Genomic DNA, 21,286 nt, shown 5'->3' on the forward strand with positions numbered 1-21,286 from the left:
GGTGGGTGCATGAGATTCTGACAGAAGAAATGCTTCAAAAGCTAAAGAATGAACCTGAATTGATGCTTCATCGCAAGCAAACTGTTGAGCACCCCTTTGGCACAATTAAACTCTGGATGGGAGCTACCCACTTACTAACACGAGGTTTAAAAAGCGTGAGTACAGAAATAAGTCTTCATGTTCTGGCTTACAACTTCAGAAGAATGCTCACAATTATGGGAGTTAATGGTCTAAGTAAAGCGATTAGAGTAGCGTTACTATAGCAGTTTCGCTCGCGCGGAGAAAATTGCGATACTGAGAAAAAATCGATCGCAACCATCCTAGATGGTTTTAAACTAAGAACATACCCAAGACAATTTATTAAAAATTAGTTTTTACACAGTCTGGGCACAGAGCCGTCCTTCGGCTCTAACTCATTTTTGTCCAAAAACGCGCTAGAGTGGTCGTCTGCTTCTCGCTCAAATAAGACCCCTATAGTGGCTCATAAAGCTATCTAAGTTAACGCTTTCAAAAAACAGAAGTATATTTCTGAGAACTAGCTACGAAGCCCTAGAAACGGAAGTTTGCTTCCGTTTTGCACTTTAAGGATCTAAGCAGGTGTCAAGTCAAAGCTGGGAAGTCCACTTGGCTAATTAGGGTGTCTATTGGGCTTAGATTAAATTTTCCAAACTCGGGTTCTGATGTTTTTAAGGCTTTTGTCAGAACCTCAATAAAGTACTTATTATTGGGGTGTGCCTGAGTGAGGATGCGTCGATGTAATGAATGGTATCGCTATAAACGGTTGCAGTGAAGGTCAATAAAAAATGGAGATATAATTTTTCACCTATGATAGCTTCATTTAATTCAAGATAAACCTAAGATAGTAGTCTGTAAATAACACATTAAAGAGGTACAGCTTAAATAAATCAGCGCAAACACTACAATCGGGTTTTTAATGTGTTGGATTCCATGTTACCAGGTGGCGATTTTAGCTGTTGCTTAGGCTCTAAATAACAAGTTTTGAACATTGGCTATTTTATTAAACGCCACTATGATCTGAAATTACGAAAATTTAATAGTAAATTTAAGGACTAATATAGTATTAAAGTTGTTTACAATTGACACTATTAAAACGCTTACAGTCACTTTTATAGTGTTATGTAAGCGTTTGCGCTTGATTTCAACGTTACTTTATCAATATATCGTCATTAAGCCATGAATACCCAATATCACAAAAACACTGGCCGCAATAGCTCTTACTGTTTTTAGTGGAATTCTTTGTAACAAAGCTTTACCAACGTATATAATAGGGACATTAGCAATTAACATTCCTACCGTTGTCCCTATGGTAACCCATAGTACTGATTGATATTGCGCACCAAGCAATACGGTTGCGATTTGTGTTTTGTCACCAATTTCAGCAATAAAAAATAAGATTAAAGCTACTACAAACGCGCCATAGCAGTCATATTTGTGGCTGACTTCTTCATCCTTATCTGGAATAAGTAGCCAAAGACCCACTACAATAAAGCTTGAATTCACTATCCAAGGTAAGTATTCCACGACAAAGTTCCCACTTAGCCAATCACCAAACCAAGCAGATAAACCATGATTAATAATTGTTGCAGCGAGAATACCTAAAATAAGCGCTATTTTATTATGAAAGCGGGCTGCTAAGAGTAAAGATAAAAGTTGGGTTTTATCGCCTATTTCAGCAAGAGCGACAGTAACGGTAGAGGTTAAGAAAATATCCATAAATTTTAGTCTTTTGGCGGGAAATATTAAACCGAGGCAAACAACTATCTCCCGCCATGAGGATAGTGTCTACCTAGGTCTTGCCGATAATGCTTGCTACAACATTACAAACTTACCATGCACATGAGGTGCAATTATGTTGATAAGTTTACTCACTAATGAGCAGGCTACTCCCCTAAGAGGGTGGCTATTTTCCCACAAAGTAAAATACCAGTAAATATTTAATTATAAGTTTTACCGATGAGCATCTATAAAGTTGGACAAGTTAACGCTGCCACTACACAAGCATATTAAGTCAAAGCCGTTAATCTTCATCAGGGTATCTCATTTTCGACCATATGTTTAAAGCAAAAAGTATACGTTTTAATAACTAGGCAAATTACCGCTTCAAATCACTTACTGTAATAGATGTTTTCAAGCGATTTCTCGTTGTTTAAGAAATTTACCTAATAAAAAACATAATTATTTTTAGAGTGTAATTTAGTTAATAAATCTCAATTTAAGTGCCATATTTCATTATAAATCAACAAGTTCTCAACGCGCCGTGAATTCTCGATTTAAGTGGCACTGATCATTTTTTGAAAAATAACTAATTTTTATTTCACAAACAATTGATAACTATTATTGTTTAGATTAATATGCACCTACTAAATGAAATTGAGAGTAGTTTGTATTCATGTATATTTGTCTTTGTCACGGGGTGACTGATAAAAAAATTGAGCAAACAATTGACGATGGTGCAACTACCATGCGTGAATTAACTAAAGAGCTTAAAGTAGGCAGCCAATGCGGTAAGTGTTGTTGTTGTACTAAAAAGATCCTAAATCGCAAACTTATTGAGATTGCAGATATTACCGATCAAGTCGCTTAATTCGTTATTACAAAATTCAAATACAAAAAAAGCAGCTTATAAAGCTGCTTTTTTTATGACCTAAATTTACCTTACAGTTGAGACTGTAAGTAATTTTCAAGTCCTGTATTTTGAATAAGTAATTGCTGGGTTTCTAGCCAGTCAATTTGTTCTTCCTGCTCGTTCAAAATATTGTCGAGTGCTTCACGACTAATATAATCTTTTTTGTTTTCAGCTAATTTAATTGCACTGAGCAAATCATCAATTGTATCAAGCTCAAAGCTCATATTTGCGGCAATCATTTCTTCGCTGTTTTCGCCAATGCGTAAACGGCCTAGGTCTTGTAAGTTAGGTAAGCCTTCTAAAAATAAAATACGTTCGATTAAACGATCGGCGTTTTTCATTTTTTGAATTGAAACTTTGTAGTCTGCTTTATCAAGCTGGCTAAAACCAAAATCTTTAAACATACGGGCATGCAAAAAGTATTGGTTAATACCCACAAGCTCATTAGCGAGTACTTTATTTAAAGCTGCTATAACGTCTTTATCGCCTTTCATACTTTATGCTCCTTACTCGCCCATTTGTGCTTGGTGGTAGTTTTGCGTACCAATTTTATCAATTAGACCAAGTTGTTGCTCTAACCAATAAACGTGATCTTCTTCGGTATCAAATAATAGCTTTTCTAACACTTCGCGAGACTGATAATCTTGCTGCTCTTCACAAATAGCAATTACCTCTTTAACACATGCAACTACTTCAAGCTCTAGTGTTAAGTCGTTTTGCATCATGCTTTTTACATCGTTACCAATTAAAAGGTCACGGCGTTTAGTCATGTTAGGCACGCCTTCTAAAAACAAGATGCGTTTGATTAGCCAATCAGCATGATCTTTTTCTTCTTCCATTTCATGGTTAAGGCGTACATATAATTTATCTAAACCCCAGTCATCATACATGCGTGAATGAATAAAATACTGGTCAATTGCGGCTAACTCATTGGCTAGCAAAGTATTAAATGCATCGATTACTTTTTGATTACCTTTCATGATAAATCACCTTAACTATTTTAATTGTGCACAGTGTAGTTAAATTTGCGTATTTTGCAAGTTTTTCTATAAAAATCATTAATTTACAATTGGTTTTGATTCTTATTTAAGTTTGCGTTATTGCTTGGTTTATGTACAGTTTTGCATTTTCATTTAACGGGTAATGCTATACCCACTTGTGCCGTTTACACCATAAATAAACACCACTGAGTATAAAAAATGCTAACGACAGTGATACTAAAAGCCATACAAATTTTACAATCGGCCCTGCAAATGCGCCAGTATGAAACACATATTTAAAGTTCCATACATGGGTGACTGCATTTGCTTTACTGGCATCATACGCGCTAAGCACTTTAGCGCTGTATGGATTTACCCACACCCAGCTATAAGCATGGCTTTCTCCTGGGTTTTGTATGCGTAAAGCGATTGGGTCATTGTGTTTTTTAGGTAAGTAAATACGATACAAAATCCCCTCAGGAAATACATCAAGGGCTTTATTTATTGCTTGGTCATAGTTAGTACTTGCTGTTGAGTTTGCTATCACTGTGGGCGCTTTAGGCCTATTTCGTACTTGAGAAAATGCCACGGTTTCTACTAATGTTTTGGTCGCGCTTTTCCAATTAAAGGTGATACCTGTAAAGGCTATAAGCAATAGCGGTAATAAAACATAAACACCAAGCACGGTGTGTAGCTGATACATAAGTACTTTAAATTTGGCTTTAGGTTTAATCGCCAGTCGTTTTAGGCGGTTTTTAGGCTTTACCCATAAATAAAAACCCACTAACACATTTATTATTAATAATAGGGCGCATACAGAGACCACGTTTTTTAGTGGTTTTTCACCAGAGGCTGTTTCAAATAATAGCCAGCGATGCAAAGCAAGGGTAAAACCATACAGCGTGTCATTTGTTTGGTATTGAAAAATTACCTTGCCTGTATACGGGTTCACACTGGCGTTACTGCCATCACCTAATCTAAATTGCCAGCTGGCATTAGGATTACTAAGGGGCATAAAGCGGGTGATTTTTTTATCTGTTTGCTGCTGTACTGCGCGGATTAACTCTGCGTGGCTAAGCGTTTTGGTTTGTGGTACTACCTGCCATTTATCGGGCTGAATATAATATTGTATGTCATTTGCATAAAGTAAAATGGCGCCGCTAATACTGAGTATTAACAAAAAAAGGCCACTTAGTAAGGCAAGGTATAAGTGAATTCGACGTAACCAGATTTTCAAAAGTAATCTCTATAATAAGCAGTTACAGCGATTGTAAGTGATAGAATAGGTGTTTATCAATTTATAAAATGTGACCCTTTGTGTAAGCAAACTACTGTATATAAAACCGCGAACAACACGCTAAGCTTTAAACCCTTAAATAAAGTTTAAAAATTTAGTGGCTTTAAGTCAGTAAAAGTTCGTATGAGTAATGCGCTTTAATTTTTATAATAATGAAATAAATACCAGCTAAAAATTAAAATATGCACGGTTTGCGTTCTTGCTTATTTTTACGTGTAAATTTTAATTGCAACTTATTGATGTTTAAACTGTAATTATGTGATGTATTTTAAACGCTTTGCGGGCTAAAACTTGCGTCTTTTAGGTTTTAGTGCATTAATATAGGTAATAAATAATACAATTACAGTTATTGGATATATAGCATGGTTGAAGGAAAAAAGTATGGGCTGCTAAATGGCACAGCTCAGTCTGTGCGTAGTAAGCTGATCATTACTTTTTTAGTTATTGCTATTGTTCCACTTTGCTTGCTGACCTGGTTTAGCTTACAGCACGTTAATAATACCTTGCAAAAAAATGCAAATGCAGAGCTTCATGAATTAAGCTCTATCGCCTCAGAGTTTGCTAATTTATGGTTTGATGATCACCTTACTGATTTATATACCTTTAAAAATCAGCTTTCTAACTTCCCGCTTGAACAAAGCAAATTAATAAATCATTTTGTTAATCAATATGACTTTGTAAACAGTATAGAAATTATAGCTGCATCGGCACTTAAGCAGCCCATTATCTCGCCTTACGGGCAGATAAACAAAGGTGAGCTTAGTACGCTTATAAATTCGGTTAATAGCTCAACGCCAGCCGCTTTTAGCTCTGTTATGTTAAATGGCAAACAGTTTAATATTGTGGCTATGCCTTTGCTTAATTCGGCGCAACAACTAGAGGGTGTAATTCTCACAGAAGTAAATATTAATGGCCTTTTAAAAAGCTTAAACACCATTCACAACATGCACAACGAAGTGAGTTTTTTTGTACTACATAATAATAAAATAGAGCGCTCTTCAGTAACAAATGCAGATGAGGCGCCTGTTTTTTCGCAAACGGCACTCACCAGTAAGCAAGTGTTTGATTACGCCAGTGCCAACGGCACGACATACCATGCATATATTAGTGATTTAAATTTTTTAGGTGTGCAAGGGTGGCAACTTTTAGCAGCAAAACCTTTGCACATTATGCTCAGAGACTCTACTTATTATAAGCAGTTGGCTATTTTTACAAATGCAGTTTCTTTACTTCTCATTTTATGCGCAGCGTGGTGGTTTAGTCGGCGCTTAGCTAAGCCTTTAATTCAGCTTACCTCCGTAATGGCCCGAATTACCGATGGCGAGAAAGTAAAGGTGCCTACTTTAACTGATAGCCACGAGTTAAATAGGTTATCAGTAGATCTTCAAAAAATGGTGGCATTTAAAGAAGAGCAGCAGAGCATATTGCAAAAGCAGCGCCCTGCTTTGCAAACTGCGTTTAAACAATTGGATGAGCAAAAAAGTGCCCTCGATGAGCATGCCATTGTTGCGGTAACAGATTTAGCGGGCACCATCACCTTTGTAAATAAGAAGTTTTGTGAAATTAGCGGCTATGAAGAACATGAGCTTATAGGCCAAAATCACCGCTTACTTAACTCAGGAAGGCACGACAAAGGCTTTTTTAAAAGTATGTATAAAACCCTTAAACGGGGTGAAGTATGGAACGGCCAAATTTGTAATAAAGCAAAACATGGCGGCTTTTATTGGGTAGACACCACCATAGCGCCATTTTTTGATGAGCACGGAAAACCGCAAAGCTATATAGCCATTCGTACTGATGTCACGCCATTAAAATTACAAGAGCTTGAACTTGAGCAGCACAAAACCCAGCTTCAGTTAGTCATAGATACCACCGCCGTAGGAATATGGGATTGGTTTATAGATACCAGCAAAGTGACTTTTAATAATCGCTGGGCAGAAATAATAGGCTATAAACTCAGCGAGTTAGAACCTACCACTATTAATACTTGGTATAAGTTTGCACACCCCGATGATTTGGTTATTTCAGAGCAAAAGTTAAAAGCGCACTTTAATGGTGACACTGATTACTATGTCAGCGAAGCGCGAATGAAACACAAAGATGGCCACTGGGTTTGGGTACTCGATACTGCAAAAGTAGTCGACTGGAGCCTAGATGGGTCGCCTCGTCGTATGATTGGAACACATTTAGATATTACCGAGCGCAAGCAAATAGAGTCTGAGCTACAGTATAGCCGCGATCGCTTTGCTTCTTTGGTGGAAAATATTCCAGGGGTTATTTATCGATGTAAGTTCGATAAAGCCTGGACCATGTTGTACATGAGTGACCAAGTAAAAGACATAACAGGTTATACGCCTGATGACTTTATTAATAATAAAACACTAAGCTTTGCCGCTATTATCCACGATGGCGATCAAGATGTTGAGCTGCAGGTAAGTACCTGTATTGCACAAAAGCTGCCTTGGTCTATTGAATACAGAGTAAAAAGAAATGATGGCAGTATTCGTTGGGTACACGAAAAAGGCCAAGCAATTTATGGCGATGACAACGAAGTTCTTTATTTAGATGGCTTTATTTTAGACATTACTGAGCGCCATAATACTCAAGTAGAAATTACCCGCCAACAAAACCTGCTTGAAGCAATGAGTAAACAAGGCCAAATTGGCGCATGGGAAATAAACCTTGAAAACCAAACCATGTATTGGTCAGACGAAGTAAAAGTAATACACGAAGTTCCCGACGGGTTTGAGCCTAGCATTGATACTGCCATTAACTTTTATAAGCCAGGAGAGCACCGCGATAAAATTAGCACGTTGTTTGAATGTGCGGTGACTTTAGGCGAAAGCTGGAGTGTTGAGCTGATAATTTTAACTTATACCGGTAAAGAGCGCTGGGTTAAGTCGATGGGGCAGGCGGAGTTTAAAGACGGCAAATGTGTGCGTGTCTTTGGCTCGTTCCAAAGTATTGATGCACATAAACGCCTAGAGTTAGAAAGCGAAAAAGCAAACGCCTATAACAAAAATTTAGCGTCATTAACGGTTTCGCCTGAGGTACAAAATAGCGACGTTGCGCAAGTTAAAAAGCTGGCGATAAAGTCGATGGTAGAGGTATTAAATGTTGAGCGTGCCTCTATTTGGATATTTAACAAACAGTGCGACGAAATGGCGTGCCATGGTTTATATACTCGAAAAGATGGATTTGTGGATTTTGACGGCGTTCTTAAAAAGGCTGATTTTCCAAGTTACTATGAGGCTACTTTTGAGCAAAACCTAGTGGCAATTGAAGATGTATATACCCATAAAGCAACCATTGAATTTACGCAAAGTTATACTCAACCATTAAATATTCAGTCAATGCTGGATGCGGTTATTTCATCTGGCGATGGAAATTTAGGTATTTTATGCGCAGAAACTGTAGGGGCTAAGCACATTTGGACGCAAAGCGAAGAAACCTACTTGCGCTCTTTGGCTACGTTAGTCGGTAGTACCTTTGCCTCGCAAAAGCGTAAAGAAACCGCTGAAAAGCTAAAGGTTGCTTTAGTGCAAGCACAAGATGCTGCTATAGCAAAAAGCCAGTTTTTAGCAACCATGAGCCACGAAATTCGTACACCGATGAATGGCGTATTAGGCATGTTAGAGCTGGTAGAATTAGAGCCATTAAGTAAACCAATAGAAAAAAAGGTCGCTATTGCTAAAAGCAGTGCTCATTCTTTACTTGGCGTTATTAACGATATTTTAGATTTTTCTAAGGCGGAAGCAGGCAAAGTTGAGCTTGAGCATATACATTTTAATGCTCGCGACTTAATTGGCGAAATAGCCGAGGCACAGGCCTTTACCGCACAAGAAAAAGGCATTGAGATTATTTTAGATTTAGTCTCCTTAGAGCCTTCACATTTAATGGGCGACCCCGGGCGCATACGCCAAGTGGTAACCAACTTAATTAGTAATGCGGTTAAATTTACCAGTCAGGGTGAAGTGGTGGTGAGCGCATCTATAGAAAAAACCGACCAAGACCTACTGCTAAATATAAAAGTAAAAGACTCAGGAATAGGCATAACCGAAGCAAAACAACAGCAATTATTTACCCCTTTTTCGCAAGTGGATGCATCAACCACGCGAGAATACGGAGGCACGGGGCTGGGGCTTGCAATATGTAAACAGTTATGTGAGCTAATGAATGGTAAAATTTCACTGGCGAGCGAACCTGGCAAAGGCAGCGAATTTACTGCAACCATGAAAGTGGCTGAAGGCATCGAAAAAGAACGTACCATCCCTAATATAAATATGAGTTCGTTAAATGTATTAGTGGTTGATGATAACGAGACAAACCGCTTAGTTATCTCTCAGCAATTAGGGCATTGGGGGGCTAATGTTACGCTTGCTAGTAGTGCAAAACAGGCGCTTGAACTATGTGCACAGCGCATAGAAAATGATCAGCCTATGTTTGATATTGCCGTGCTAGACATGCAAATGCCAGAAATGGATGGAATGGAGCTGTGTAAAGTGCTTAAAGCACATGATGACTATAAAGCCATGCCATTAGTAATGATGACCAGTATTGCAGGTATGGAAGGCGCTCAGCGCTACTCAAAAATTGGTTTTCAGGCTTATTTTCCTAAGCCGGTTACAACCGCCGATTTAATTTCTGCGTTATCGGTTATTACAAGTTCAGACAGCACCGAGCCCCTTCCTTTGGTGACCCCAGGGTATATTTCGTCACTAAGAAAAGAAAAATCAGACACACCTGCAAAAATTTTATTAGTTGAGGATAACCCCGTTAATCAGCATGTTTCTACACTGATGCTTAAAAAGCTAAATTGCGAAGTGATACTGGCGCAAAATGGTCAAGAAGCCATAAATACCTTAAGCGAGCATAACGGAGGGTATTTTGATTTAGTGTTAATGGATTGCCAAATGCCGGTCATGGATGGCTTTGACGCCACGGCTAATATACGAGACGGTATGGCAGGGGATGAGCACAAAGCAATAAAAATAATTGCCCTAACCGCCAATGCAATGGACTCAGATAAAGAACGTTGTATTAATGCCGGTATGGACGACTACTTAACTAAACCCATTCAGCTTGATATTTTAAAAGAAAAAATAGAGCAGTACTTTTAGGATTAATAACATGAGTAAGCAAATACAAATACGCGACGCTAAAAAAAGCGATGCGCCAACCATTTTACAGTTTATTACCGAACTGGCCATTTACGAAAAAGAACCCGATGCAGTAAAAACAGATGAGCAAGCAATTATAAAAACGCTGTTTTGTGAAGGGGCAACAGCACACAGTGTTATTTGCCTTGAAGATGATGAGCCTATTGGTTTTGCTGTGTATTTTTATAATTACTCTACCTGGCTGGGTAAAAATGGCTTATATCTGGAAGATTTATACGTAAGCCCCGATAGCCGTGGCAATGGTGCGGGCAAACTAATAATGAAACACCTTGCTAATAAAGCCATAAAAAACGACTGTGGACGTTTTGAGTGGGTAGTACTGGATTGGAATAAACCCGCTATAGATTTTTATAATAGCATTGGGGCAAAAGCTCAAAACGAATGGATAATCTACCGCCTAGCAGGCCAAGACTTGCTCGATTTTGCTGAGCAATAGTGATACTAAAACGCTTAATTAAGTGGGTTGGTATAATACTTTTTTAAAAGCAGATGAGTGCCGAAAACGGCCAGTATCTGTTTTAAAAATTGTTATGCTAAGGTACGTTTTATTGATTAAGACCCTACATGAATAATCAGTATTGGCAAAAAGCACGGCAAAGCCGCGATGCTCGATTTGATGGCTTATTTTACGTTGCGGTAAAAAGCACCGGCATTTATTGCCGGCCAATTTGCCCCGCACCCACCGCTCAAGAAAAAAATGTGGTGTATTATCAATATGCGCACAACGCAGCGCAAGCAGGCTTTAGACCGTGCATACGCTGCAGGCCCGATAGCGCTCCGGGCAGCGCTGCTTGGCAGGGGGTAAAAACGACCGCGCTTAGAGCTAAGCAGTTAATTGATTTAGGTGATAGCTGTAATTGCGAAATACTAGCTACTTGTTTGGGTATTACCAGTCGATACTTGCGACGCATATTTAATCAGCACTTTGGTGTATCTGTTACTCAGTATCGGTTATTTAACCAATGTCAGTTTGCTAAAAAGCTCATTCAAGAAACCACATTACCCATAACCGATATTGCATTTGCCGCTGGGTTTAAAAGTGTGCGACGTTTTAACGATGCTTTTTTACAACAGTTAAATATAGCGCCATCAAAGCTCAGAAAATCAAAAAAAGAGGCAACCCCTGTGATTGTATTAACTCTCCCTTTTAGACCTCCTTACAATTGGCAGGCTTTGCACAGCTTTTTGTCAAAGCGGTTAATAGAGCCTATGGAGTGGATAACCCCAACCAGTTACGGGCGAACATTTAAGCTAAAAGGGGCGGTAGGTTATTTTAATGCGCACTTTAAGGCGCAACATAACCATTTTAAAGTTGAAATAGTAATAAATAATACCGAGCACTTACAAAAAGTCATTAACAATATACGTCGTGTACTTGATGTAGATGCCGATATAAACCCTATTGAAAGTCACTTAAAAAACAGTATTAATGGGGCATTTACATTAAGTGAAGGGCTACGCTTACCTGGGATATGGTCAAGCTTTGAAGCGGGGATCCGCGCTGTATTGGGTCAACAAGTTAGCGTGGGGGCAGCGCACACTTTAGTAACAAAGCTGGTCGCAGAGCGAGGCGATAAACACGCAGATAAAGTGTATTTTCCACAGCCTGAGGATTTAGCGACATGCCACTTTGAATTTTTTAAAATGCCGCAATCGCGCAAAAATGCATTAAAAAATTTATCTAAGTACTGCGCTGATAACCCCGATAACAGGGTTTTGGATAATTGGCTCGATATAAAAGGCATAGGCCCATGGACTGTTAACTACGCTAAACTGCGCGGGCAAAGTAACCCAGATATACTATTAGCCGGCGATCTCGGGGTTAAAAAAGCGCTGATCAATACTAAGCAATTTAACCCAGAGCTGAGCGCTCCATTTCGCTCGTACTTAACGTTTCAACTATGGCAGCAACTTTCATGATTATACAGACCGCAACTTCGAGCCCAATTGACGATGTTATTATTCAAGCGACTGAAAACGGGGTGAGCTATGTTGGTTTTTACCCAAAAACACACTACACCCATACACCCGTTGAGCAAGTAACAAATGAAGCGGTTTTAATCTGCGTAAAGCAATTAAACGAATACTTTAATGGTCAGCGCAAAACCTTTAATGTGCCATTAGATACGCAAGGTACGCCTTTTCAAAATGGTGTGTGGCAAGCGTTGCTCAGCGTCCCTTTTGGCAAAACCATGACCTACGGCGATATAGCTAAACAATTAAATAACCCTAAGGCGGTAAGAGCAGTCGGGGCTGCAAATAGCAAAAACCCCATTAGTATTATTGTGCCATGCCATCGAATTATTGGTGCAAACTCAAAGCTTACTGGGTACGCTGGTGGCCTTGAGAGAAAAAGTTGGTTACTAAAGCATGAAGGGATAATTTAACTGTTACAGCACTGGCAGCTTTGTTATCACAAGCTACAATTTACATTATTTACTAATAAAAATTATTATGAGTATCAGCAGCTTAAATTATTTATTTATATTTGGTTTGATGTTTTCTTCAGCAGTGTTTGCTAACCCTCAAACACTTATATTTTGCTACGAAGATAAAGACGTTGCACCTATGTTTTTGGGCATTGGGCAAGAGGTACCTATAGATAACCCTGGCGCCTCAATTGAAATTTAAAAGCAACTGGATGCCGACATACCCAATGTGGCTATTTCATTTGTTAGAAAACCATGGCGCAGATGCCTAAACGATTTAGAACTCAACCGTGTTAATGCCGTTATTGCCAGCTATCGTGATGGGCGTGAACGTTTTGCTGTGTACCCTACAAACGAAAAAGGGGTGTTGCTAGAAAAATTTGCAGTGAGTCGTTTTAGTAGCTGCTTAATAGGGCGGGCTCGTTTTCATAAACAATGGCAAACACGTGAAGTATTTCAAAATAAAGCGTTCACTATCGCCATTCCTAATGGCTATGGCTTAAACAGCGCGCTAAAAGAAGAGCCTTTTTATATTCATAATATTTTTTCAAAAGACAAAGCTTTTGAATTACTTGATAAAGGAGTGGTACAGGCAAGTGTTGATTTATGCCAAGTAGATGACTTAAAAGTGTCGAGCTATCAACATAAAGGGAGCGATGTAAAACCCCTTTACCCACCTTATGAAACAACCGACGGTTATTTAATTTTTTCAAAGCAGTTTTACCAGCAAAATAGCCAGTTTAGTAAAGAGATATGACAATGGTTAGCGCGCTTTGACAGTGCACAAATTTATATAAAATACTTGCAAGCTGTTGAGTAGTAAGAAAATCAAAGCGCTTATTAACTAAAATAGCGATATGAAATTGGTATTAATCGCATATTAAGGTAGCATAAGCGCACTTTTTATCTTAAGGCACGGCAATGGCTCAATTATACTTTTACTACTCTGCGATGAATGCGGGTAAATCAACCACCTTATTACAATCTGCGTTTAACTATCGTGAACGCGGTATGGAGCCAGTTATTTTAACGGCTGCAATTGATAACCGCTCTGGTGTAGGAAAAGTATCGTCTCGTATCGGGCTGCAAGCTGATGCGCATATATTTGATGCGTCAAAAAATGTTTTTGAGCTGATCCAAAATCTGCAAAACGAAAAAAAGCGCCACTGTGTATTGGTTGACGAATGCCAGTTTTTATCTAAAGAGCAAGTTATGCAGCTGACCGATGTGGTTGATGAACTTGGTATTCCGGTATTGTGTTATGGCCTGCGAAGCGACTTTAGAGGTGAGTTATTTATTGGCTCTCAGTACTTGCTAGCATGGGCCGATAAACTGGTTGAGCTTAAAACAGTGTGCCATTGTGGCCGTAAAGCCAATCATGTATTGCGTACAGATGAAAACGGCAATGCTATTGCCGATGGTAACCAAGTAGAAATTGGCGGCAACGACCGTTATGTGTCGGTGTGCCGCAAGCACTATAAGGCTGAGTTAAATATGGGCCGCTAAGGCTCGTATAAAAGTATCTATATCATCTTTGTTTATATCAAGATGAGTGACTAGCCTAAGCTGTTTGCTTGGGCTAATTAATATGCCTTGTTGTGCTAATTGCTCGCTAATATGCGCTATATTTAACTCACTTGAATAGCGCGCATACACCATGTTAGTGATGTTAGTGATGTTAGTGATGTTAGTGATGTTAGTGGTGTTACTCATATCAACGCTAAACCCATTGAGTTCGTTAAGCTTACTTGCTAAATAACGCGCATTAGCGTGATCGTCTTTTAAGCGAGAGACGTTATTTTCAAGTGCGTATTGCCCCGCGGCTGCCAGCATTCCGGCTTGGCGCATGCCACCACCGAGTACTTTTCTCCAGCGCCGTGCTTTTGTGATAAGCGCCTTTGTGCCCAGTAATAGCGAGCCAACGGGAGCACCTAGCCCTTTTGATAAGCAAATTGAAACAGAGTCAAAGTGCTGGGTTATATCTGTAATATCAACGTTTAATTCAACCGCCGCATTAAACGCACGTGCGCCATCTAAGTGCAGAGCTAACGAGTGCTCATTTACAAAATGACGTGCTTTGGCTAAGTAGCTAAGGGGGAGCACTTTTCCGCCTATGGTGTTTTCAAGGCTAAGTAAGCGGGTGTTGGCAAAATGGCTATCGTTTGGTTTTATTGCTGCGGCAATTTTATCAAAGCAGAGGCTGCCATCGGGTTCATTCTCAATCGGTTGTGGTTGAATAGAGCCTAATACTGCAGCGCCACCGCCTTCAAATTTATAGTTATGGGCATTTTGCCCGCAAATATATTCATCTCCGCGTTCGCAATGAGCCATAAGCGCAAGTAAATTAGCTTGCGTGCCAGAGCTACAATAAAGTGCGGCTTCAAAGCTAAAACGCTCACTTGCATAGGCTTCTAGCTGGTTTACGCTAGGATCATCCCCGTACACATCATCGCCTACTGGCGCGCTATAAATTACATCGCGCATGGCTTTTGAAGGTTTAGTAACCGTGTCTGAGCGAAAATCTATCATGGTTTTTATTCCTTTATTAAGTACTACAGGCTTTATTGTTTTTATGGGTTTAAACAAGCTCTTCAAAAATTTGTTCACGGGTGGCTTTATCAAAATAACTCCAGGCAATAAAGCGACTTACTTTTTGCCCTTGTGCCATGTCTATAATTTTATATTCGGCAATAGGGAGGGTGCTTAATTTATTTTCTAACACTTTAAGCGTTTCTTTTTTTGAAACCAAGGAGGTAAACCATATTACTTGCTCTGCAAATTGCTCACTTTGAGCAATCATATTGCTAATAAACTGTGCTTCGCCGCCCTCGCACCATAACTCATTATTTTGCCCGCCAAAATTAAGGGGATTTTTAGGTGATTTCCCTAAGTTTTTCCATTTGCGCTGCGACCCTTTATTGGCCTCTTCTGCGCTTGCGTGAAACGGGGGGTTACACAGGGTTAAATGAAATAAATCTTTTTGATTTATAATGTTTTCAAAAATAGATGATGCGTTTTTTTGGTGTTTAAGGGTTATTTTTAAACCATTAAATTGGGCGATTTGCTTCGCTATTTTTATAGAATTTGCATCGATGTCGCTACCAGTAAAGTGCCAGTTGTATTCATGATTACCCGTTAACGGGTAGACCAAATTGGCCCCTGTGCCAATATCGAGCACCTTAATTTGCCTGCCAGTTGGAATATTTTGTTGGTTGTCGTCGCTTAATAAGTCTGCCAAGTAATGAATGTAATCAACGCGACCAGGAATAGGAGGGCATAGGTTATGCTCAGGAATATCCCAAAAATCTATTTTATAATACGCTTTTAAAAGCGCTTGATTAAGCGTTTTTACTGCTGTGTTATTGGTAAAATCAATGCTTTTACTCCCCGCAGGGGTGACGATGATGAAAGGGGTTAACGCATCATGCTTATCGCATAGCATGTCTAAATCGTAGCCATGTAAATGTTGGTTGCGTGGGTGGAGTTTGTTAGTGACTTGTTTTGATTTCATAGCATTAATTTAGCAATTAAATAATGGCGCAATTGTATCAAATGCCCCACTAAAAAGTGCAACCATTTACTTTAGAATTAACAGTGGTACTGGTAGGATGAGTGGCTAAAAATAATAAAGGAAAATTTGTGGCAATTACACAGCACTCACATTTTGTTCAACTAGGCAATCAGCAAACGCTACATTTACGCCGTATAGCAAACGACAAGCAAGCGGGCCCCGTGGTTTTTTTTATGCACGGCGCAGTAGAAAATGGCAAAATTTTTTATACTCATAGCAATAAAGGGTTAGCCCCTTATTTAGCTGAGCAAGGCTACTGCTGTTATGTAGCAGACCTGCGCGGGCGTGGAGAGAGCAAGCCGCTTATTTCGCCACAGGCTAAATATGGTCAAACAGAGGCAATAGTAGAAGATATCCCCGCCTTTATTAATTACATTGAACAATTTGAGGGTAAAAAGCCAGACTATTGGGTTGCTCACTCTTGGGGAGGCGTTTTAATGAATAGCGTTTTTGCACGTTTTCCTGAGTATTTAAAAGAGGTTAAAGCGTGTGCTTATTTTGGCTCTAAACGCTCTTTGTTTAACAATCACCCTAAAAAGTTACTACAAGCAAATATAATTTGGTACTTTATGGCGCCCATATTGGCTAAAAAACAGGGGTACTTAAACGCTAAAGGCTATAAGTGGGGCAGCGATAACGAATCGCAAAAGTCGCATTATCAAAGCATGCAGTGGGCTAAAAAAAGGCCATGGATAGATAGCGATGATGGTTTTGACTATGCAAAAGCCTTAGCTAAAGTGCAGGTGCCTCCTACACTACATATTGGCGCTGTAAACGATAAGGCTCTTGCGCAGCCTATTGATATTAAAAAGTTTATGGAAGAGTCCGGACCTGGAAAACAAACCCTTAAAATTTATGGCAAGCGCCATGGTCATAGTGTGGATTACGATCATATTAATATGCTTACTCACCCGCAGGCACGGGATGAGCAATTTAAAGATGTTGTAAGCTGGTTTAACGAGTACAGTTAGGCAATTAGGCTCATTCAAATTGTTTTAAAAGCGGTGTTTTATAGCGCTCCCAATGCGCAAGTGCCTGTGCATTAATTGGCTGCCTAATGGCTTGTTTGCTTAATGTGCTAACAGCAGCCTTACGCTTATAAAATGCTAAGCATTGCGGTTCATACTCACACCCTAAAAACGAAAATAAAGCACTTAGCTGCGACTCAGGCTCGGCAACTATTTGCTCATAATGAATATCGTATAGCGGTAATGAGGGCAGGCTGCGCCAATGATCCATTAATTTTGCATACAACGCATGGTAAAGTTTAAATTCTTTTAAATCACAAAAGTACGGCTCATTTTCGGCAAAATAGTTACTGAACACCGAAAAAGCAGTGGCGTTAAAATCCCTACTTAAATTAATAAATTTAGCATTAGGGAACAGCAAGTAAATTAAGCCAATAGACTGATAGTTACTCGGTAGCTTATTAATAATGAAAGGGCGTATAGGCTGTGCTTTTTTTAACTCTTCAATATAAATATTGCGAGCTTTTGCGATTAAATCGTTACTAAGTGCGCTTAAGCATTGCGGGTAAGGGGTTTGCGTTTGCTGCTCTATAAATGCCACCACTTGGTTAGCAATACTGGTGTTTTCACCTAATGTGGCAAACTGTGAGTGGCTGGCCATCATTTGCTCAAGTAAGGTTGAGCCGCTGCGGGGCATACCAATAATAAACACGGGCGTAATAGTGCCGGTAAAAGTCTGATCGGCAGATGCAATTAGCTGTTGTGTATTATGCGTTATGATTGTTTCATAAAAAGGCACTAAGTCACTGGTTTTAAAGTGAGTAAGCTTTTTTTGAAGTTTGTTGGCAAGCACATAGTAGTTAAATGCTTGCTCTGTATCTTCTAGTTTGTCGTAGCTTTTACCCAACGCGTAGTAACACACCATTTTTAAACGCACGTTATTCGTTTGCGTTAAAAAGTGGTGCAGGTTGCTCACATAATTATGTTCTTTATTGAAACGGCCTAATTGTACTAGTTCAAATAAAATATAGGCAGTTACGGGGTATAGCCCCATGCTTAGTGCATGCGAAAATGTGGTGTGTGCTTTGTCTAATTCGCCGTAGCTTAAATAATGCTGAGCTAAATAATAATGAGGCTCTGGGTTATGGCTTGCGAGGCTTTTAGCATATTCGAGTACTTTAAGCGCATCATTAGGGGAATTAACACCGTTAAATGCATCGGCAAGGGCGTGCAGTGGCTCAAGCATATGGGGTAAACGTTCGCATGCTTTTTGTAATAAGTATACCGCCGCATCAAAGCGCTCTAACCTAAGTGCTATCCTGCCTAAACCAAATAATGCTTCGCCGCTTTGCGGGTTACTATTTAAAATTGCTTTAAAATGAAACTCGGCTTCTTTGAGTTTATTTTCTTGTAGTAATTGATTGGCTTTTTTAATTAGCATGATGAGGCATTATTGTTTTTTAATTAATATAAAATAAAAAAGGCGAAATGTCTTAACATTTCGCCTTGGTTTATCATGAAAAAATATTAGAAAGTATAGGTTGCTTTCGCGTAGTAGAAGCCACCGTTAATACCGTATGGAGACGTTTCGTAGTATTGGCCGCCCCAGTTATTGTTAGGGATACCCGTACGGTCTTCAAAATCAAGTTTTTCAGCGTCTTGGTCAAAGATGTTTTGTGCACCTACCGAGAAGCTAATAGACTCATTTAAGAAGTACGTTATTTCAGCGTCAATGGTCACGGCTGCATCAGCTGTTTTTGCTGTTGCATCGTAATCTACGTGAACACCTTGGTATTCGCCGTAGTAATTAGCACGGGTAAACATTGAAAAAGATTCCCACTGCTGTGCCCAAGTAAGCGTTGCACGGTGGTTAGGTAAATCTTCTTCTAAACGCTTAACTTTAAATTCACCGGTAATGTCGCTGAACTTAGTTACCTCAGTTTCATTCCAGTTGTAAGCAAGGCTAAATGTAGAGCTTCCGCCTAGCATGTCAGCTGTGTAGTTTGCTACTAAGTCAATACCTTGCGTTGTTGTATCAAAGTCATTTGTGAAAAAGCTTACTTGTGCATAGCTTTGCGCATTTGGTACGCCTGCTGCTTCTAACGTGTCTTTATCATCTTGGCTAAGTACAATTTTTTCAGATTGGCTGATACGGTCATCAACTTCAATGTTGTAGTAATCAAGTGTTACAAATAAATCGCCAATAGTGTAAACCGCACCTAGTGTGTAGCTTTGCGATTCTTCTGGCTCAAGCTCTGTACCACCTAATTGCACTGCAATTGGGTTTGTTGGTGGTAAAAGTGCTGAATCTTGTAATACACCGTCACTTAAGTTTGTTTGTACGTTACTTACGTTCGCTTGGCCAACTGTTGGAGCACGGAAACCTGTGCTTACTGAGCCACGAATATTTAGATCTTCAGTTACGTGGTACTGCGCCATTACTTTGTAGTTTGTTGTTGTACCAAAGCTGTCGTAATCTTCAAAACGTACCGCAAGGCCCATTAAGAATTCTTCTGTAAATGGTGCTTCAATATCTACATAAGCTGCGTAGTTACGGCGTGTATATTCGCCTGCATCAGAAGGTTTGAAACCAGGGAAACCATTAGAGCCAATACCAAAACCTTGCTCAGTTAAAGGACCTGCAGTGAATGATGCTTCATCACCTGAAATTACAGTAAATGTTTCTTCGTGCCATTCTAAACCACCGGCAATATTTACATCGTACGCTAGGTCAAAATCAAAGCCTTTAGAAAGGTCAAAGTTAAAGTTTTTCTCTAGTTGCTCATATTTACCTGGGCTAAAATCACGTGGGCTGTCTGCACCTAATGACGCATTAACCGTGTCGTAAATAAAGTAGCGAGATTCGTTTAAACCCACCGTACCACTTAAATCGTAAAATGCATCTTTAAGGAAACCACCCGTAAACATACCCTTTGTACCAATAGTTAAAGAGGTATCGGTAATGTTGCCACCAAAGTTAGGTGTAAAACCGCCAGGAATGGTTTCGTTAAATGCAAAACAATCAGGATTATTAGCAACACCGCTAATGTAGTCTGGGTTATCTAGTACGTTGTCATCAATTGCGATAGTTGGACAGTTACCGCTCATGTCTTCTGTTAAATCGGCAACAAGCAGTGTTTCACCGCCATCGTTTGAGTATACACCTGGGCGAGTGTGCGGGTTACGGTAGTAAAAACCACCACGTACATCACGCTCAGAGTAGTTACCAAACATATAAAATTCTGAGTCGTTTGTTAGTTCTAAACCAAAGTTACCAAAAATTGAAATGTCGTCATCAACCTCTGGGGCACCCCAAACTTGCGCAAGCGAAGACACTTCTGGTACACCTGCAGCAGAAAGTGCGGCTGCATCAGGGCGTTGCTCTGAGCGACTTGTTGCATCTGCTGTTTTATATTGAAAACTTAAGTTAGCAAAACCGTTGTCTGTAAATGGTAAGCCTACGTTACCCGATATCTGTGTTGTATCACCGTCGCCTTCGTAGTATTGACCATGGCGTACTTCAAATTTACCGCCTTCAGAGGCATCTTTAAGTTGGAAGTTCATTACACCTGCGATTGCATCAGAACCATATTGTGCTGCTGCGCCATCACGTAGTACTTCTACTTGCTTAAGTGCAATGCTAGGAATAACTGAAATATCAGCGCCTTGTGCACCATCGTTAATACCACCACCTAAAAATGCAATAACAGAAGCACGGTGACGGCGTTTACCGTTTAAAAGGATTAATGTGCTGTCTGAAGGTAAGCCACGTAAGTTAGCTGGGCGTACTAGTGATGCGGCATCACTGATTGGGTTTTGGTGAACATTAAAAGAAGGAACAGAGCCTTTAAGTAGCTCTAGCATGTCTGTGTTACCAGACTTTTCTAGCTCTTCACCGCCAATAATATCAATAGGAACCGGTGAATCACCAATAGAGCGCGGCGCTGAGCGAGTACCCACTACGGCAATTTTTTCAACGTTTTTATTAACTTTAGTTTCACTTTCTTCTGCTGCAACAGCAGAACCTGAAATAAACAAACCTGCGGTGGTTGTTGTTGCTAATGCAAATTTAATTGCTTGATTTAGCGCATTGCTTTTAAGTTTCATTCTAATTTTCCCCAGTTAGAATATATTTTGTACGTAATGCAGTAATTAACATTACTTATTTATAATTTTGGACGTGTTCACATGAGGATAAAGAGTCAACCTACTCG

The 21,286-nt window shown here is 39.6% G+C and carries 18 protein-coding genes and 1 riboswitch; of the genes, 10 read left to right on the forward strand and 8 right to left on the reverse strand.

The genetic code is table 11. The features are described 5' to 3' along the window. A partial coding sequence (locus PSI06_RS05080) for a transposase (protein WP_273603121.1) occupies positions 1-263 on the forward strand: 263 nt, incomplete at its 5' end. A 910-nt stretch (positions 264-1,173) separates the two neighbouring features. On the opposite strand, the gene PSI06_RS05085 is transcribed toward PSI06_RS05080, so the two are convergent. Next, on the reverse strand, positions 1,174-1,734 hold the full coding sequence (locus tag PSI06_RS05085; RefSeq protein ID WP_055016676.1) for a TMEM165/GDT1 family protein: 561 nt from the start codon (positions 1,732-1,734) through the stop codon (positions 1,174-1,176). A gap of 85 nt (positions 1,735-1,819) precedes the next feature. Next, positions 1,820-1,922: riboswitch (yybP-ykoY riboswitch) on the reverse strand. A 488-nt stretch (positions 1,923-2,410) separates the two neighbouring features. Here PSI06_RS05085 and PSI06_RS05090 point away from each other — a divergent pair. Continuing rightward, positions 2,411-2,605 (forward strand): (2Fe-2S)-binding protein, encoded by a 195-nt coding sequence (locus PSI06_RS05090; protein WP_004588794.1) that lies wholly within the window; start codon positions 2,411-2,413, stop codon positions 2,603-2,605. Between the two features lie 71 nt (positions 2,606-2,676). Here PSI06_RS05090 and bfr (PSI06_RS05095) read toward each other — a convergent pair whose 3' ends face one another. The 3 genes from bfr (PSI06_RS05095) to PSI06_RS05105 all read right to left on the reverse strand — a co-directional run bounded on the left by bfr (PSI06_RS05095) (position 2,677) and on the right by PSI06_RS05105 (position 4,864). After that, positions 2,677-3,141, reverse strand: a complete 465-nt coding sequence (gene bfr, locus PSI06_RS05095; protein WP_273603120.1) for a bacterioferritin — start codon at positions 3,139-3,141, stop codon at positions 2,677-2,679. A gap of 12 nt (positions 3,142-3,153) precedes the next feature. Next, entirely contained in the window at positions 3,154-3,627 is a 474-nt protein-coding gene (gene bfr / locus PSI06_RS05100) for a bacterioferritin (protein ID WP_024031963.1), read from the reverse strand. A 166-nt stretch (positions 3,628-3,793) separates the two neighbouring features. After that, the gene (locus tag PSI06_RS05105) at positions 3,794-4,864 is read right to left on the reverse strand and encodes a PepSY-associated TM helix domain-containing protein (RefSeq protein WP_273603119.1); all 1,071 of its coding nucleotides are present in this window, start codon (positions 4,862-4,864) and stop codon (positions 3,794-3,796) included. Between the two features lie 422 nt (positions 4,865-5,286). Here PSI06_RS05105 and PSI06_RS05110 point away from each other — a divergent pair, with 422 nt between their 5' ends. The 7 genes from PSI06_RS05110 to PSI06_RS05140 all read left to right on the forward strand — a co-directional run bounded on the left by PSI06_RS05110 (position 5,287) and on the right by PSI06_RS05140 (position 14,039). Further along, the gene (locus tag PSI06_RS05110; RefSeq protein WP_273604990.1) at positions 5,287-10,044 is read left to right on the forward strand and encodes a PAS domain-containing protein; all 4,758 of its coding nucleotides are present in this window, start codon (positions 5,287-5,289) and stop codon (positions 10,042-10,044) included. A gap of 10 nt (positions 10,045-10,054) precedes the next feature. Further along, positions 10,055-10,540, forward strand: coding sequence for a GNAT family N-acetyltransferase (locus tag PSI06_RS05115; RefSeq protein ID WP_273603117.1), 486 nt, complete (start codon positions 10,055-10,057; stop codon positions 10,538-10,540). A gap of 128 nt (positions 10,541-10,668) precedes the next feature. Continuing rightward, complete coding sequence (locus PSI06_RS05120; protein WP_273603116.1) at positions 10,669-12,024, forward strand: DNA-3-methyladenine glycosylase 2 family protein; 1,356 nt, start codon at positions 10,669-10,671, stop codon at positions 12,022-12,024. Further along, entirely contained in the window at positions 12,021-12,491 is a 471-nt protein-coding gene (locus PSI06_RS05125) for a methylated-DNA--[protein]-cysteine S-methyltransferase (RefSeq protein ID WP_273603115.1), read from the forward strand. Before PSI06_RS05120 ends, PSI06_RS05125 begins: the two co-directional genes overlap by 4 nt. 67 nt (positions 12,492-12,558) lie before the next feature. Next, a complete protein-coding gene (locus PSI06_RS05130; protein WP_273603114.1) occupies positions 12,559-12,735 on the forward strand; it encodes a hypothetical protein in 177 nt (58 codons plus the stop codon). A gap of 27 nt (positions 12,736-12,762) precedes the next feature. Continuing rightward, a complete protein-coding gene (locus PSI06_RS05135; protein WP_273603113.1) occupies positions 12,763-13,290 on the forward strand; it encodes a hypothetical protein in 528 nt (175 codons plus the stop codon). 164 nt (positions 13,291-13,454) lie between these two features. Next, entirely contained in the window at positions 13,455-14,039 is a 585-nt protein-coding gene (locus PSI06_RS05140; protein WP_004588785.1) for a thymidine kinase, read from the forward strand. Here the strand turns inward: PSI06_RS05140 and ltaE are convergent. Further along, the gene (gene ltaE, locus PSI06_RS05145) at positions 14,022-15,062 is read right to left on the reverse strand and encodes a low-specificity L-threonine aldolase (RefSeq protein WP_273603112.1); all 1,041 of its coding nucleotides are present in this window, start codon (positions 15,060-15,062) and stop codon (positions 14,022-14,024) included. The genes PSI06_RS05140 and ltaE overlap by 18 nt on opposite strands. A gap of 49 nt (positions 15,063-15,111) precedes the next feature. After that, complete coding sequence (rlmF, locus tag PSI06_RS05150) at positions 15,112-16,044, reverse strand: 23S rRNA (adenine(1618)-N(6))-methyltransferase RlmF (protein WP_273603111.1); 933 nt, start codon at positions 16,042-16,044, stop codon at positions 15,112-15,114. Positions 16,045-16,172: 128 nt separating this feature from the next. Between rlmF and PSI06_RS05155 the strand changes: the two genes are divergently transcribed. Continuing rightward, entirely contained in the window at positions 16,173-17,075 is a 903-nt protein-coding gene (locus PSI06_RS05155) for an alpha/beta hydrolase (RefSeq protein ID WP_264389800.1), read from the forward strand. Positions 17,076-17,085: 10 nt separating this feature from the next. On the opposite strand, the gene PSI06_RS05160 is transcribed toward PSI06_RS05155, so the two are convergent. Further along, the gene (locus PSI06_RS05160) at positions 17,086-18,513 is read right to left on the reverse strand and encodes a tetratricopeptide repeat-containing sulfotransferase family protein (protein WP_273603110.1); all 1,428 of its coding nucleotides are present in this window, start codon (positions 18,511-18,513) and stop codon (positions 17,086-17,088) included. A gap of 86 nt (positions 18,514-18,599) precedes the next feature. After that, positions 18,600-21,179 (reverse strand): TonB-dependent receptor plug domain-containing protein, encoded by a 2,580-nt coding sequence (locus tag PSI06_RS05165; protein ID WP_004588780.1) that lies wholly within the window; start codon positions 21,177-21,179, stop codon positions 18,600-18,602. Between the last annotated feature and the right edge of the window lie 107 nt (positions 21,180-21,286).

Source organism: Pseudoalteromonas sp. GABNS16E, assembly GCF_028598715.1.
Taxonomy (GTDB): Bacteria; Pseudomonadota; Gammaproteobacteria; order Enterobacterales; family Alteromonadaceae; genus Pseudoalteromonas; species Pseudoalteromonas atlantica.

What these genes read in the sequence shown, in the direction of transcription:
- bfr (WP_273603120.1), bottom strand. Translation starts at nt 3,141, where the DNA reads ATGAAAGGCGATAAAGACGTTATAGCAGCTTTAAATAAAGTACTCGCT.
- PSI06_RS05130 (WP_273603114.1), top strand. Translation starts at nt 12,559, where the DNA reads ATGAGTATCAGCAGCTTAAATTATTTATTTATATTTGGTTTGATGTTT.
- PSI06_RS05125 (WP_273603115.1), top strand. Translation starts at nt 12,021, where the DNA reads ATGATTATACAGACCGCAACTTCGAGCCCAATTGACGATGTTATTATT.
- rlmF (WP_273603111.1), bottom strand. Translation starts at nt 16,044, where the DNA reads ATGAAATCAAAACAAGTCACTAACAAACTCCACCCACGCAACCAACAT.
- PSI06_RS05085 (WP_055016676.1), bottom strand. Translation starts at nt 1,734, where the DNA reads ATGGATATTTTCTTAACCTCTACCGTTACTGTCGCTCTTGCTGAAATA.
- PSI06_RS05110 (WP_273604990.1), top strand. Translation starts at nt 5,287, where the DNA reads ATGGTTGAAGGAAAAAAGTATGGGCTGCTAAATGGCACAGCTCAGTCT.
- PSI06_RS05160 (WP_273603110.1), bottom strand. Translation starts at nt 18,513, where the DNA reads ATGCTAATTAAAAAAGCCAATCAATTACTACAAGAAAATAAACTCAAA.
- PSI06_RS05165 (WP_004588780.1), bottom strand. Translation starts at nt 21,179, where the DNA reads ATGAAACTTAAAAGCAATGCGCTAAATCAAGCAATTAAATTTGCATTA.
- PSI06_RS05090 (WP_004588794.1), top strand. Translation starts at nt 2,411, where the DNA reads ATGTATATTTGTCTTTGTCACGGGGTGACTGATAAAAAAATTGAGCAA.
- bfr (WP_024031963.1), bottom strand. Translation starts at nt 3,627, where the DNA reads ATGAAAGGTAATCAAAAAGTAATCGATGCATTTAATACTTTGCTAGCC.
- PSI06_RS05115 (WP_273603117.1), top strand. Translation starts at nt 10,055, where the DNA reads ATGAGTAAGCAAATACAAATACGCGACGCTAAAAAAAGCGATGCGCCA.
- PSI06_RS05140 (WP_004588785.1), top strand. Translation starts at nt 13,455, where the DNA reads ATGGCTCAATTATACTTTTACTACTCTGCGATGAATGCGGGTAAATCA.
- ltaE (WP_273603112.1), bottom strand. Translation starts at nt 15,062, where the DNA reads ATGATAGATTTTCGCTCAGACACGGTTACTAAACCTTCAAAAGCCATG.
- PSI06_RS05120 (WP_273603116.1), top strand. Translation starts at nt 10,669, where the DNA reads ATGAATAATCAGTATTGGCAAAAAGCACGGCAAAGCCGCGATGCTCGA.